12 protein-coding genes and 4 pseudogenes are annotated in these 12,311 nt (G+C 62.7%); 10 read left to right on the forward strand and 6 right to left on the reverse strand.

Annotated features, from left to right (window positions below; all coding sequences use genetic code 11):
* The first annotated feature begins 12 nt into the window (after window positions 1-12).
* Together cysW and K1X80_RS02090 are read left to right on the forward strand one after the other, a co-directional pair.
* Window positions 13-885 carry a sulfate ABC transporter permease subunit CysW gene (cysW, locus tag K1X80_RS02085; protein ID WP_029299486.1) on the forward strand — a complete coding sequence of 291 codons (873 nt, stop codon included), beginning with the start codon at window positions 13-15 and terminating at the stop codon, window positions 883-885.
* Between the two features lie 3 nt (window positions 886-888).
* Complete coding sequence (locus tag K1X80_RS02090) at window positions 889-1,869, forward strand: sulfate/molybdate ABC transporter ATP-binding protein (protein WP_057957971.1); 981 nt, start codon at window positions 889-891, stop codon at window positions 1,867-1,869.
* Between the two features lie 125 nt (window positions 1,870-1,994).
* On the opposite strand, the gene K1X80_RS02095 is transcribed toward K1X80_RS02090, so the two are convergent.
* Window positions 1,995-2,519, reverse strand: a complete 525-nt coding sequence (locus tag K1X80_RS02095) for a DUF962 domain-containing protein (protein WP_057957972.1) — start codon at window positions 2,517-2,519, stop codon at window positions 1,995-1,997.
* A gap of 83 nt (window positions 2,520-2,602) precedes the next feature.
* Between K1X80_RS02095 and K1X80_RS02100 the strand changes: the two genes are divergently transcribed.
* A complete protein-coding gene (locus K1X80_RS02100) occupies window positions 2,603-3,289 on the forward strand; it encodes a Crp/Fnr family transcriptional regulator (RefSeq protein WP_057437003.1) in 687 nt (228 codons plus the stop codon).
* A gap of 134 nt (window positions 3,290-3,423) precedes the next feature.
* Here K1X80_RS02100 and K1X80_RS02105 read toward each other — a convergent pair.
* The 4 genes and pseudogenes from K1X80_RS02105 to K1X80_RS02120 form a co-directional block, all read right to left on the reverse strand.
* A pseudogene (locus K1X80_RS02105) lies at window positions 3,424-3,594 on the reverse strand (arylsulfatase); the annotation flags it as partial.
* 17 nt (window positions 3,595-3,611) lie between these two features.
* Window positions 3,612-4,783, reverse strand: a pseudogene (locus K1X80_RS02110) (CynX/NimT family MFS transporter).
* Window positions 4,770-5,237, reverse strand: a complete 468-nt coding sequence (locus tag K1X80_RS02115) for a nucleoside deaminase (protein ID WP_220172626.1) — start codon at window positions 5,235-5,237, stop codon at window positions 4,770-4,772. The pseudogene K1X80_RS02110 and the gene K1X80_RS02115 overlap by 14 nt, the downstream one beginning before the upstream one ends.
* Complete coding sequence (locus tag K1X80_RS02120; protein ID WP_258571561.1) at window positions 5,234-5,848, reverse strand: ankyrin repeat domain-containing protein; 615 nt, start codon at window positions 5,846-5,848, stop codon at window positions 5,234-5,236. The genes K1X80_RS02115 and K1X80_RS02120 overlap by 4 nt, the downstream gene beginning before the upstream one ends.
* A gap of 154 nt (window positions 5,849-6,002) precedes the next feature.
* Here K1X80_RS02120 and K1X80_RS02125 point away from each other — a divergent pair, with 154 nt between their 5' ends.
* From K1X80_RS02125 to K1X80_RS02155, 7 genes and pseudogenes are all read left to right on the forward strand, one after another.
* Window positions 6,003-6,854, forward strand: a complete 852-nt coding sequence (locus tag K1X80_RS02125; RefSeq protein WP_057437668.1) for a LysR family transcriptional regulator — start codon at window positions 6,003-6,005, stop codon at window positions 6,852-6,854.
* A 66-nt stretch (window positions 6,855-6,920) separates the two neighbouring features.
* Window positions 6,921-7,100, forward strand: a complete 180-nt coding sequence (locus K1X80_RS02130) for a hypothetical protein (RefSeq protein ID WP_262379179.1) — start codon at window positions 6,921-6,923, stop codon at window positions 7,098-7,100.
* Between the two features lie 102 nt (window positions 7,101-7,202).
* Window positions 7,203-7,784 carry an alpha/beta hydrolase gene (locus K1X80_RS02135; protein WP_032856553.1) on the forward strand — a complete coding sequence of 194 codons (582 nt, stop codon included), beginning with the start codon at window positions 7,203-7,205 and terminating at the stop codon, window positions 7,782-7,784.
* A 50-nt stretch (window positions 7,785-7,834) separates the two neighbouring features.
* Complete coding sequence (locus K1X80_RS02140; RefSeq protein WP_057437016.1) at window positions 7,835-8,761, forward strand: sigma 54-interacting transcriptional regulator; 927 nt, start codon at window positions 7,835-7,837, stop codon at window positions 8,759-8,761.
* A 149-nt stretch (window positions 8,762-8,910) separates the two neighbouring features.
* Complete coding sequence (locus K1X80_RS02145) at window positions 8,911-9,693, forward strand: MetQ/NlpA family ABC transporter substrate-binding protein (protein WP_057437018.1); 783 nt, start codon at window positions 8,911-8,913, stop codon at window positions 9,691-9,693.
* A 527-nt stretch (window positions 9,694-10,220) separates the two neighbouring features.
* Window positions 10,221-10,646: pseudogene (locus K1X80_RS02150) on the forward strand (ABC transporter permease subunit).
* Window positions 10,627-11,058 (forward strand): annotated as a pseudogene (locus K1X80_RS02155) (ABC transporter permease subunit); the annotation flags it as partial. The pseudogenes K1X80_RS02150 and K1X80_RS02155, both read left to right, overlap by 20 nt.
* Before the next feature lie 21 nt (window positions 11,059-11,079).
* Here the strand turns inward: K1X80_RS02155 and K1X80_RS02160 are convergent.
* Window positions 11,080-12,240 (reverse strand): AAA family ATPase, encoded by a 1,161-nt coding sequence (locus tag K1X80_RS02160; protein WP_220172627.1) that lies wholly within the window; start codon window positions 12,238-12,240, stop codon window positions 11,080-11,082.
* Window positions 12,241-12,311: the final 71 nt, after the last annotated feature.

Here is a 12,311-nt window from a genome sequence, read left to right on the forward strand (position 1 = left end):
GAGGCGCGGAACATGTCCCAATCGTCTATTTCCGCCGCGTCTTCGGCCAATGCTGCCCGCCGTGGCAGTGCGGTGTCGCGACGCATCCTGATCGGCCTTGGCTGGCTGATCTTCGCCCTGTTTTTGCTGTTGCCGCTGTTTATCGTGGTGTCCCAGGGCCTCAAGCTCGGCCTGGGCGCGTTCTTTGCCGCGATCTTCGAGCCCGACGCGCTGTCGGCCTTGAAGCTGACGGTGATTGCGGTGCTGATTTCGGTGCCGCTCAACCTGGTATTCGGCGTCAGTGCGGCCTGGTGCGTGAGCAAGTACTCATTCCGTGGCAAAAGCATGCTGGTGACCCTGATCGACCTGCCGTTCTCGGTCTCGCCGGTCATCGCCGGCCTGGTCTATGTGCTGATGTTCGGTGCCCAGGGGTTCTTCGGCCCGTGGCTGCAGGATCACGATATCCAGATCGTCTTCGCCTTGCCGGGCATCGTGCTGGCGACGATCTTCGTCACCGTGCCGTTCGTGGCCCGTGAACTGATCCCGCTGATGCAGGAGCAGGGCACCCAGGAAGAAGAAGCCGCACGCCTGCTGGGCGCCAATGGCTGGCAGATGTTCTGGCATGTCACCGTGCCCAACATCAAGTGGGGCCTGATCTACGGCGTGGTGCTGTGTACCGCGCGGGCGATGGGTGAGTTTGGCGCGGTGTCGGTGGTGTCCGGGCACATTCGCGGCGTGACCAACACCTTGCCGCTGCACGTCGAGATTCTCTACAACGAATACAACCACGTTGCCGCGTTTGCGGTGGCGAGTCTGTTGCTGATCCTGGCGCTCTTCATCCTGCTGCTCAAGCAGTGGAGCGAGAACCGTATTAACCGCCTGCGCGCCGGTGCGGCTGAGGAATAAGTCATGTCGATCGAAGTCCGTAACGTCAGCAAGAACTTCAACGCCTTCAAGGCCCTGGACAGCATCAACCTGGATATCCAGAGTGGCGAGCTGGTGGCTTTGCTTGGCCCCTCCGGCTGCGGCAAGACCACCTTGCTGCGCATCATTGCTGGCCTGGAAACCCCGGATGCCGGGAGCATCGTGTTTCACGGTGAAGACGTGTCCGGCCACGATGTGCGTGATCGCAACGTCGGCTTTGTGTTCCAGCACTACGCGCTGTTCCGCCACATGACCGTGTTCGACAACGTCGCCTTCGGCCTGCGCATGAAGCCGAAGAACCAGCGCCCGAACGAAACCCAGATCGCCGCCAAGGTCCACGAACTGCTGAACATGGTGCAACTGGACTGGCTGTCGGATCGCTACCCGGAACAACTCTCCGGCGGCCAGCGCCAGCGGATCGCCCTGGCCCGTGCCCTGGCGGTGGAGCCCAAGGTACTGCTGCTCGACGAGCCTTTCGGCGCCCTGGACGCCAAGGTCCGCAAGGAACTGCGCCGCTGGCTGGCACGCCTGCACGAGGACATCAACCTGACCTCGGTATTCGTGACCCACGACCAGGAAGAAGCCATGGAAGTTGCCGACCGGATCGTGGTGATGAACAAGGGCGTGATCGAGCAGATCGGCTCACCGGGCGACGTCTACGAAAACCCGGCCAGCGATTTCGTCTATCACTTCCTCGGCGACTCCAACCGCCTGCACCTGGGTGCAGACCAGCACCTGCTGTTCCGCCCCCACGAAGTGTCGTTGTCACGCCATGAACTGGAAGACCACCATGCTGCGCAAGTGCGCGACATCCGCCCGCTGGGCGCCACCACGCGGGTCACGCTGAAGGTCGAAGGCCAGAGCGAGCTGATCGAAGCGGAAGTGGTGAAGGATCACGACAGCCTGACCGGGCTGGCGCGGGGCGAGACGTTGTTCTTCAAGCCCAAGGTCTGGCAAAAGGCTTAAAAAATTGCAAAAAATCTGTGGGAGCGGGCTTGCTCGCGAACGCGCAGTGTCAGTCACTGGATGTACCGACTGAACCACCGCTTTCGCGAGCAAGGCCGCTCCCACATTTGGATTACCGGTGCTTCTCAGACCGTGGCGTTCTTGTGACGCGCGCGCACCGGCCCCGCCCGCTCTTCAATTTGCCGCTTGAGCTCATGGCGCAACCCCAGCAGAAACGCCAGCTCTGCCACCACAAACAACGGCCCCACGATCAGCCCGGACACGTCATCGACGAACGCAGGCTTGCGCCCCTCGTAGTAGTGGCCGACAAACTGGATCACCCAGCCCAGCACAAACAGTCCGATACCACTGCTGAGCCACACCAGCGTGCTTTGCGCCGCCAGCACATGCCCGGCCCACACCGACAGGCCCATCAGCACGCTCATCAACACCCCCAGCGCCAGTTCCAGGCGCAGGTAGAACCCCGCAGAAAACAGTGCCAGCAGCACCGCCGGTGACAGCCACAGGCCGGCCACTTGCCATTCGGGGCGTGACAGCAGCACGGCGACGGCCACCACTATCATGGGGATGCCGATAAAGTGGCTGGCGATGTTGCGCGGGTCGCGGTGGTAGGCGGCGTATTGGCTCAGATGGTCGACGAGGCTTTTCATTGTTATTCCTCCTGTAGGATGCTTGATCATGCCCTGTAGGACTGCGACAAACTGTCAACTGGGCGACAATCTTTGGAGTTCTCATGGACGCAGAGTCTTGGCATGGGCGCCTGTCCAGCGGCCACTGGTACCGCCATCTGCCTGCTCCCTTGCAGCATAGCTTGCTGGCCAACGCCCGCGTGCGGCAGCTGGCGGCGGGGCAGGTGCTGTTCAAGCGCGGCGACCCACCGTGCGGCTTGTATGCGGTGCTCGATGGCAGCCTGCGCATCAGCGCGGTGAACGAGCAGGGCAAGGAAGCGTTGTTGAGCCTGGCGCAAGCGCCTTTCTGGTTTGGCGAAATCGCCGTGTTCGACGGTCTGCCACGCACCCACGACGCTTGTGCGGTCGGGCCTTGCACGCTGTTGCAGGTCCCGCAGTCGGCGATCCTGCACTTGCTTGCGCAAAGCCCGGCCTATTGGCGGGACATGGCCTTGCTGATGAGCCAGAAGTTGCGGCTGACCTTTATCAATATCGAGCAGTTGAGCCTTGCGCCCGCGTCGGTGCGGGTGGCCCATCGGTTGTGGATGATTGCCGAGGGTTATGGCGAGATCGACGGCTCGCGGCGTGTGGTGCAATTGGCGCAAGAGGATTTGGCGGCGATGCTGGGTGTGTCGCGCCAGACCACCAATGCGCTGCTCAAGGCGTTGCAAGAGCAGGGCGTTGTGCGGTTGGGGTATGGGGAGATTGAGATACTCGATGTGCTGCGGTTGCGGGAGATGGCGCAGGGGTAGGCGGTGCCTGTAGCGGCCCTTTCGCGAGCAAGCCCGCTCCCACATCCGACCACATTCCAAACAATGTACTCGGTCAAATGTGGGAGCGGGCTTGCTCGCGAAAGGGCCCTCACAGGCACTAAATAACCTCAGTCCGGCTGGCTCGACGCCAGATCATGGATCTCCCCAGGATCCCTGCCCCAGTCATACAGCTGCCAGGTCGCCGGCCCCAAGGGCCCGGGGATGTACACCGCCTTCCACTGCCCCTGGCGAATCGCCCGGCGCCCGAACAGCTCCCAACCGGTGACGGTGTGTTCATCGTGCACCTGGCGCGCTACGACTTCTAGCCAGGGACGGTGGCGCTGCGGTAGGTGGCCGGGCTGAAGACCCGGGTCACCACCAGCATCGCGATCACCGTCACGGCCAGCACCACCCAGGCGCTGACAAAACTGCCGGTGAGTTCGCGCAGCCAGCCGGTCATCCACGGCGACACAGCATTGATCAGAAAACCCACGCCCTGCACGAATGCCGCCAGTTGCCCGGCTTCCCGTGGGTCGCGGCGATGGTCCAGGGTCAACAGCAGGCTCAGGGCAAAGCACGCCCCCAGGCCGAAGCCGATCAGCGCCACCCACAGGTGCGGGTATTGCAGCGGCGCCAGCAGCAGGCCGAGGTAGCCCACGGTCTGGGCCAGCAGGCTGATGGTCAGCAAGGGTCGGCGGTCGATACCGCGTTGCGCCAGCGCCGGCATCAACAGCGCGGCGATCACCTGGAAAATCGTCATGAACGCCAGCAGCGAGCCGCTGGGCAGCACGCCCCAACCCAGTTGCTGGTAGTACGCCGGCAGCCACGCCACCATGCTCATGTACCCGCAATTCACCAGGCCGAAATACAGCGCCAGCAACCAGGCACGGCGATTGCGCAGGCCCTTGAGCGGCGCCGTCGCCTGCAGGTTTTTCGCCGCGCCCAACGGCAGCCATGCCCACAGCAGCAACGCGCCGAGCGCCGGCAGCAGCCAGATGCCGAGGCCGGCCTGCCAGTGCTGGAAATGGCTGGCCACCAGCGGGCTGAGCAGCGCCGCCAAGCCACCGCCCCCATCAACGAGGCCGAATACACCCCCATCGCCAGCGGCACCCGGTGGTGGAACTGGCGCTTGATCATCGCCGGCACCAGCGCCTGGATCAGCGCCACCCCGGCCCCGCCCAGCAAGGCCGTGGCCAGCAGCGCCGGTGCCTGGCCCAGCAGCCAGCGCGCCAGGCACGCCAGCAGGATCATCATCAAGCCCAGGGCAATCCCGCGCCGCTCGCCCAACTGCGCTTCGACGCGGATGCCCACCAGCGCCACCAAACCCATGCACACCACCGGCAGGCTGGTGAGCAGGGCACTGCTCTGGAAACTCAAGCCGGTGGCCAGGCGGATTTCCCCGAGCAACGGGCTGATAGAGCTGAGGATCGGCCGCAGGTTGAGGCCCAGCACGACCAGCAGGCCCCAGCCGGCGAGGGATTTATTCAGGGGCATGCAGGGTCTTCCATTGGCGGTAAAGGGCTTGCATGGCCGGCACAGGCAGGTGCTCGACGGGCAGTTGCTGGGCGGTCAATGGCAGGCTCATCTGTTGGTAAATCGCTGCGGTCGACAGGCCAAAAGGTGCCGCCATTTCATTGCTCGCGGCAAACACCACGCGGGACACGCCGCACAGGTACATCGCGCCCAGGCACATCGGGCACGGCTGGCCGCTGGCGTAGATCACACAGCCTTCAAGGCGCGTACCGAGCTGTTGGCTGGCGCGGCGCATGGCGAGCATCTCGGCATGGGCGGTGGGGTCCTGGTCGAGGTGGATCTGGTTGACCGCTTCCACCAGCACTGCACCGTCCCTGACCAAGACGGCGCCAAACGGCCGTCCACCCTGGGCCACGTTGTCCTGCGCCAGGGCCACGGCGCGCTGCAGCCAGGCTTGATCGCTCTGTGAACTCATTGCGCACCGGCTGCTTGCAGGCGTTGGGCGATGGCGACCTGACCACGTTTTTGCGCCTGTTGCAGTGGGCTGACGCCGTCGCGGTCGGGCAGGTTCACGTCGGCGCCGGCAGCGATCAGCATGGCGACGATTTGCTGATGCGGCGGCCCGCCGTCCGAGAGCACGATGGCTTCCATCAGGCCGGTCCAGCCCAGGCGGTTGACGTGGTTGACGTCGACTCCAGCGTCGATCAGCAGGCGCACGGTTTGCACGTGCCCGCGCTCACAGGCAGGAATGAGGGCGGTGCCACCGTAGCGATTGGTGCTCTTGAGATCGGCGCCATGGGCCAGGGTCATGGCCAGGATCTGATCGTGGCCGCTGGCGCCGGCCAGCAGGTAGGGGCTGTCTTGCATCAGGTTCTTGCGGTTCACATCAGCCCCGGCTTCGATCAGGGCGCGGGCGATGTCGATGCGATTGGCCTGGGTGGCCAGCAACAGCGGGGTGCTGCCATCCACGGCGCGGACATCAAGGTCAACGCCCCTGGCCAGCAACTGTTCGACCTGTGCCAACTGCCCGCCGCGCACGGCGTCGAGTAGATCTTTATCGGCCGCCATGGCGCTACTCGCCACCATCAACCCCAGCGCCAGCACGGCGGTTTTGAAAGGAATGGGCCATGCCATGGGAACCTCGCTTCAGTGCAATGAACGCGAAGTATGGCCACCGCCTGGGGTATTCTGAAATTAAATATAACCATGCCAACCAGTGGCAAACGAGATGGTGGTGCCCATGTTCGATCCCGTGCTGTTGCGCAGTTTTGTCGCCGTGGTGGATTGCGCGAATTTCACCCGCGCCGCCGAGCGCCTGCACTTGACCCAATCTACGGTCAGCCAGCAATTGCGCCGCCTGGAAGACAGTGTCGGCTGCCGCTTGCTCGACCGGGATCAGCGCCGGGTGGTGGCGACGGTCGAGGGCGAGCGCCTGCTGGCCTATGCGCGGCGCATCCTGGCACTCAACGAAGAAGCCGCCGATGTGCTGATCAACCAGCAGAGCGACGGCGTGCTGCGCCTGGGCGTGCCCGAAGATTTTGCCGCCGAGCGCTTGATGCCGTTGCTGTCGGCGTTTGTCGTGGCCTACCCACGGGTGCGCCTGGAGGTCACCAGCGGCCTGGGGCCGGCGCTGTTGCGCCAGTATCGCGGCGGTGAGTTCGATGTGTTGCTGGTCAAGCAGATGGGCGACAGCGACGACTGCCTGGCCTCCTGGCCGGAGCCGTTGTGCTGGGTCGACAGCCGCCACATGCCGGCCCTGGGCCGCGATCCATTGCCCTTGGTGGCGTTCCCGGTGGGCGGCCTGTACCGCAATGAAATGCTCCAGCATCTGGAGGTCGGTGGCTGGCGCTGGCGCATTGGCTATTCCAGCGCGAGCCTGGCCAGTGTGTGTTCGGCGGTGGCGGCGGGGTTGGGCATCAGCCTGCTGCCTGAGCGAGTGGTGCAGGCCGGGCATGTGGTGCTCGGCGCCGACAGTGGTTTGCCCGCGGTGCAGGGCGTGCGGCTGGCGTTGTATGGGCGCAATGGGATGGGGGCGGCGGGGCAGAGCCTGCAGGGGCAATTGTGGGATTTATGCGAGGCCAACCCGCGCTGAGGCATGCCTTTGAGGAATATTTTGCAGGCGCGTAAAGCATCCTGAAGTCGCCGTGAAGGCATTTTAGTGGGCCTGTTGACGCTGGCGCTGCATGGCGCGGTGATCTACTGGGTCAGCCAGAGACCGGTGCCGGTACTGCCGATTGTGCCGCCGGAAGTTCCACCGATGAGCCTCGGTTTTTCCCTGCCGGCGCCGGGGTCTTCAGCCAACGCCGCGTACCTGAAGACCCCGGCTTTATTGAAGTGACTGTGTTTTTGGTTATTAATAAATAGCTTCTTATTCCTTAACGAATATATGCCCCGTCCCTATACTGGTCAGCAACGTTAAACGCTGCAGGAGGGCACACCCATGCACAGCGAGTTGATCCGTTACCTGATCGTGCCGGGCTGGCAAGGATCGCCAGAAGATCATTGGCAAACCCATTGGCAGAACAGCCTGCCCAACAGCGCCCGCGTGGAGCAGGCCGACTGGTTGACCCCGCGCCGTGAAGACTGGGTGGCGGCCCTGGCCGAAGCCATTGCGGCCGACAGTACCCCGGTGATTCTTATCGCCCACAGCCTGGGTTGCATCACGGTGGCGCACTGGGCGGCCAGCGCGCCGTTGCAGTTCCTGCGCCAGGTGCGTGGGGCCTTGCTGGTGGCCCCGGCAGATGTCGAGCGCCCGGCGTGTGCGCCGGCGTTGCGCAACTTTGCACCGATTCCCCGTGACCTGTTGCCGTTTCCCAGCCAGGTCGTCAGCTCCGACAACGACAGTGCGGTCAGCGCCCCTCGGGCCCTGGAGCTGGCGCGTAACTGGGGGGCTGAAGCCGGGATTCTCGCAGGTGCCGGGCATATCAACGTGAAGTCCGGCCACCAGCGCTGGGAGCAGGGTTTCGCCTACCTCTATCGCCTGCAAAACCGTCTGGAGCATCACTCCCGACGCCGCGCCTAATACCTTTTCAACGCCCCGTCCCTTGAATGGAAACGGGGCGGGAGCCTGCCATGAGCCTGCATGAAACCTTCGGCCAGCCGTTGCTGACCTTCCCCGACGCCGAAAAAAGCCCCTTGAGCATCCGCGCCAAGGCGCTGGTATTTGTCGACCCCCGTTCCCGGCAACTGCGCGAAGACCTCGAAAGCCTGGCCCCGCGTGCCTTGCCCGTACTGATTCGCGGCGAAACCGGCAGCGGTAAAGAGCTGCTGGCGCGCCATGTCCATCGCGGCAGTGACCGCAGCGGCTTGTTTGTGTCGGTCAACTGCGGTGCGATCAGCCCGACTTATGCCGATGCCGAACTGTTCGGCTATGCCGCCGGCAGCCACAGCGGCGCGGCCAGCAGCCGGGCCGGTTGGTTCGGCTCGGCCAACGGCGGCACCTTGTACCTCGATGAGATCGGCGACTTGCCGCTGCCGATCCAGATCAAGCTGCTCGCCGCCCTGGAAAACCACGAAGTCACCCGCGTAGGGGCGCATCAACCGAGCCCGGTGGATGTGCGCCTGGTCGCCGCCACCAGCATCGACCTGGCCCAGGCCGTGGCCGTCGGCAAGTTCCACGAGCGCCTATTCCATTACCTCAGCGAAGGCCAACTGGAGCTGCCGGCGCTGCGCGAGCGCGTAGGCGACATCCTGTCCCTGGCCGAGTACTTCCTGGGCATCTACAGCCAGCGCCTGGACTTGCCGGTGCCGCTAATCAGTGAGGACGCGCAGCGGCTGCTGGAGCAACACAGCTGGCCGGGCAATACGCGGGAGCTGGAGAACGTGATCCACTTTGCGCTGCTGGTCAGCAGTGGCGATGAGATCCTGCCGGAGCATCTGAACCTGCCGGTGGCGTCGGTGGCGCAGATTGAGCATCAGGTGCGACAGATCCTGAGCAGCGGCAGCGAAGTCGAGCGCGCAGCGTTGACGCGTCTGTTTCGGGGCTTGGGCTCTGTATGAACAAAATGGAATATCAACGTGAATAAAAGGTATTGTTCGGGAATAAAAAATATCGGTATTGTCCATTCCACGCCGCGATAGCACATCGCTGGCACCCCCATAAGAAGTGGCCGTCACCGACGTCCCGGATTTTCGATTAAGGACACTGCATGAAAAAGGTTCTGTTGTTCACCGCCCTGGCGGCTGCCCTGACTGCCGGTATCGCTCAAGCCAACGAAAAACTGGTGATCGCGGCCACCCCGGTGCCGCACGCCGAGATCCTTGAGCTGATCAAGCCGACCCTGGCCAAAGAAGGCGTGGACCTGGAAATCAAAGTCTTCACCGACTACGTGCAACCGAACGTGCAAGTGGCCGAGAAGCGCCTGGACGCCAACTACTTCCAGACCCTGCCGTACCTGGAAAACTTCAACAAGGGTAAAGGCACCAACCTGGTCACCGTGATTGGCGTGCACGTAGAACCGTTTGGCGGCTACTCGAAGAAAGTCACCAAGCTTGAAGACCTGAAAGACGGCGCCACCGTGGCCATTCCCAACGAAGGCTCCAACAGCGGTCGCGCCCTGTTGCTGCTGCAAAAGGCCGGCCTGATTACCCTCAAGGACCCGAAAAACGCCCTGTCCACGCCAAAGGATATCGCCAGCAACCCGAAGAACCTGAAGTTCAAGGAGCTGGAATCGGCCCTGCTGCCGCGCGTCCTGGACCAGGTTGACCTGGACATGATCAACACCAACTACGCCCTGGAAGCCGGCCTGAACCCGGCCAAGGATGCGCTGATCATTGAAGGCGCCGACTCGCCGTACGTGAACTATCTGGTGGCTCGTCCAGACAACAAGGACAGCGCCGCGATCCAGAAACTGTCCAAGGCCCTGACCAGCCCTGAAGTCAAAGCCTTCATCGAGAAGAAATACAGCGGCGCGGTCTTGCCAGCGTTCTGATTTGCCAAACCCCCTTCAAGAAATGTGGGAGCTGAGCTTGTGTGGGAGCTGGCTTGCCTGCGATAGCATCACCTCGGTAATACTGATAAACCGAGGTGTCTGCATCGCAGGCAAGCCAGCTCCCACACAAGCCTGCTCCCACATTGGGTTGGTGTTATGCCTGTTAATCCCGGCGGTTGATCGCCCGCCGCAGCGCCACCAGCCACTTCACCAAGTCCTGCGGATCAATCGGTTTCGCCTCGTTCATCTGTCATTCCCTCGCTGGTTAAATGGCCCTCAGTCTGGCCATGCGCTGTCCTTCCTTGTGGTTCAGCGCTGAAAAAAGACCCTTCCTACATCCCCCAGAACAATAGCTGTCACCTGCCATCCCGGCGAATCCGCAGGTTAGCTTTTTGGGTGATATAAATATGCTATTTTGGTATTTAAATTTTGGTTTTTATACCTTTAAAGTCAGCTTCTGCCGACGTTACCGCGTCGAACCGGACTGCGTTTACGCCGCATTACCCCTGCGGCGCCCAGGACTTGAAATGACCTTAGACTACGCGTTTATCCTCAGCACCCTGCCGGCGTTTCTCAAGGCCGTGGGGGTGACCCTGCAAGTGGGCTTGATCGCCATTGGCACCTCGCTGCTGGTGGCGCAGATCGAGTCGGGCAAGTCCATCGGCCTGTCCGACTGGCAGTTGCTGCGCCATGTGATCCTGCCCCAGGCCGGGATCCTCAGCCTGCCGGCGCTGTTCGCCAATTTCATTTTTTTGCTCAAGGAAGCCACAGTGGTTTCGGCAGTGGCGGCGCCAGTGATTCTCTAGACCACCAAAAGCTACATCGCCCTCTACTACAAGACTTACGAAATGCTCGCCGTGCTCACGCTGATTTGCGTGCTGCTGTTCTTGCCGCTGTCGCTGCTGCTCAGCCGTCTGGAAAGGAGGCTCCAGCATGGCCAGTTCGGGTCTTGAGTTGTTGTGGGTGTCGTTGCCGCAACTGGGCAAGGGCGCTGCGCAAACCCTGTCGATTTCGTTTTTGAGCATCGCCTTCAGCACGATTGGCGGGGTGGTGTATGGGGTGCTGCGCACTTTGAATGCGCGCGCGATCAACCTGCTGCTGCGCATCTACCTGGAATTGTTCCGCGCGATTCCGGTGCTGGTGTGGCTGTATCTGCTGTTTTTTGGCCTGCCGATTGGCTTGTCGGCGCCGCAACTCTATGGCTACGTGCTGCTGCCCCAGGCGCTCAAGCGCATGACGCCGCCAACCATCAACGTCTACACGCGGATCATCAAGACCAGCTCCTTGGCGGTGCTGATCGGCGTGGTGGATGTGATCAAGGTCGGCCAGCAAATCATCGAGCGCACCTATGAGTCGGTATTGATCTGAGGCCGGTGCAGGCACCGCCTAACTCGGCCAATGCCAGGCCGGCTCATCCAACACCCGCTGCCCCACAATCTGCGTCTGCCCCAGCACCTTCTCCAGCACAATCGAATTGCATCCCTCATCCTGCTGCAACGCCGCAATCAAGCGGCTGGCATGGGACACCACCCACACCTGGCAGTGCTTTGATGCCTGGATAATCAGGCGCGCCAAGGCCGGCAACAGGTCCGGGTGCAGGCTGGTTTCCGGTTCGTTGAGCACCATCATCGTCGGCGGGCGTGGCGTCAGCAGGGCGGCGATCAGCAGCAGGTAACGCAAGGTGCCGTCCGATAACTCTGCTGCCGACAGTGGCCGCAGCAAGCCTTCCTGATAAAACTCAATGGCAAAACGTCCGCCCTGCAACGGCTCGATATGCAGGCGTGCGCCGGGAAACGCATCACTCACCGCCTGCTGCAATGCCTCGGGATTGCCGATTTCACGGATGGTCTGCAACGCGGCCGCGAGGTCGCGGCCATCGTGATGCAGCACCGGCGTGCGCGTACCCAGTTGCGGCTGGCGCACAGGTGCATCGGCGTCGCTGCGAAAGTGATCGTAGAAGCGCCAGCCACGAATGCTTTCGCGCAGCATCAGCACTTCCGGCGAGCCGCGCAGGCTGCCGACCTGGTCGAACAGGCTGTGGTAGTTCGGCGTGTGCTGGGCCAGCACATCCCAGGCCTGCCCGTCTCGGGCGCGCACCATCGCCCCGGAGCGCTGCACCAGCAGGCTGGCCGGGCGATAGACGTGACCGGCCCAGATGCATTCCTTCTTGATCTCGGGGTCGAGGGAAAAATACGACGAGCTGGGTACTGGCAAGCCCAGGGAAATCGCGTAGCTGAAATCCTCCCCGGCAAAGCCCAGGCGCAAGCGCTTGGCGCCTTGGGCCACGCTGCCTTGTACCGGGATTTCGCCATTGAGCATGCGCCGGCTGACGTTTCCGGGGCCGGCCCAGAACGTCGAATCCAGGCCCCCTTCACGGGCCAGCGCATTGATCACGCCGCCCTGGGCGGTTTCTGCCAGCAGGCGCAAGGCGCGGTACAGGTTGGACTTGCCGCTGCCATTGGGGCCGGTGATCAGGTTCAGCCGATCCAGCGGTACCACCAATTTATTGATCGAGCGGTAATTGGCTACCGCTAAGGTCTTGAGCATTGAGGGCGTTCCGCGCCGGCATGGACCAACATCTTATCGCGTAGAACCGCATCATCGCAGGCCTGTAAATC

Origin of the sequence: Pseudomonas sp. So3.2b (assembly GCF_019464415.1) — a bacterium.
Lineage (GTDB): Bacteria > Pseudomonadota > Gammaproteobacteria > Pseudomonadales > Pseudomonadaceae > Aquipseudomonas > Aquipseudomonas shahriarae.